The following is an 874-nucleotide window of genomic DNA, read 5'->3' on the forward strand; positions in this document are numbered from 1 at the left end:
TTTCCCTTCCTCCGAAGCGGGTTGCAAAAGTAAGAAAATTTATCCACCCACCAAACATTTAGACACTAATAATTGTTTAGTGCCGCTAAGTCGCTTAGCTTCAAGCGGAAAAACTCAAAAGCTAAAAACAGATTGGCCTTTTAAACTGAACAACTAAATGAGATGTGATTGATAATCCAGATTTATAACATCACGATCCCATGTGCAGGACTTGATCGTATTCAGAAATAATTAGCGTAATGACTTCAACACAGCTTCCAGATCCTTGTCAGAAATGGACTCTTGTTCCGACTTATCATATATAGACAGTAAATAAATGGTTTCATTTACAACGCGCACCCGTGTGATTAATCTTGCGCCCCCCGACTTACCTTTTCTTTTGCTTGCTATGGCTATTCGAATTTTATAGCAATCATTTCCCAATTTTGTTCCCTGGATAGGATTATTTTTCAATTCTGCCACAAAAGCAATTACGTCTGCCTTTGCAGATTTATGCTTTTTACAAAGTCGTTTGAATTCTTTATCAAAAAGCTCAGATGTAAGAATACTATAGCTCACCGATCAAATCATCAAAACTTTTCAATTTCAATTTACCTTCCTCTGCCAGTTCTGTTTGCTTATATGCATCAGACAGCAATTTAAGATACTCTTCTTTAGACTGATCTACAGATTTAACCTTAACTCCTTTCATGCTCTTAAGCACTTCCAATATTGAAAAGGCCTTATCACCTTTTATTTCTAATGTAACCTGCATAAAATGACAATTTAGTCTTCACAAAGGTAAACTTTTTCACCAAAATCCGTATAACTCAAAATCCACATAACTGGAGTGATGTTATACCGGGGCTGTGCTAAACTATAAAGGTGAAACTGT

At 36.0% G+C, this 874-nt stretch carries 2 protein-coding genes; both read right to left on the reverse strand.

Features of this window, described 5'->3' with window-relative positions:
* Positions 1-231: 231 nt before the first annotated feature.
* On the reverse strand, positions 232-558 hold the full coding sequence (locus IM797_RS28170; protein ID WP_194130561.1) for a type II toxin-antitoxin system RelE/ParE family toxin: 327 nt from the start codon (positions 556-558) through the stop codon (positions 232-234).
* Positions 548-754 carry a hypothetical protein gene (locus IM797_RS28175; RefSeq protein WP_194130562.1) on the reverse strand — a complete coding sequence of 69 codons (207 nt, stop codon included), beginning with the start codon at positions 752-754 and terminating at the stop codon, positions 548-550. Before IM797_RS28175 ends, IM797_RS28170 begins: the two co-directional genes overlap by 11 nt.
* Positions 755-874: the final 120 nt, after the last annotated feature.

This window comes from Pedobacter sp. MC2016-24 (genome assembly GCF_015223055.1).
In the GTDB taxonomy this organism is placed as follows: domain Bacteria; phylum Bacteroidota; class Bacteroidia; order Sphingobacteriales; family Sphingobacteriaceae; genus Pedobacter.

What these genes read in the sequence shown, in the direction of transcription:
- IM797_RS28175 (WP_194130562.1), bottom strand. Translation starts at nt 754, where the DNA reads ATGCAGGTTACATTAGAAATAAAAGGTGATAAGGCCTTTTCAATATTG.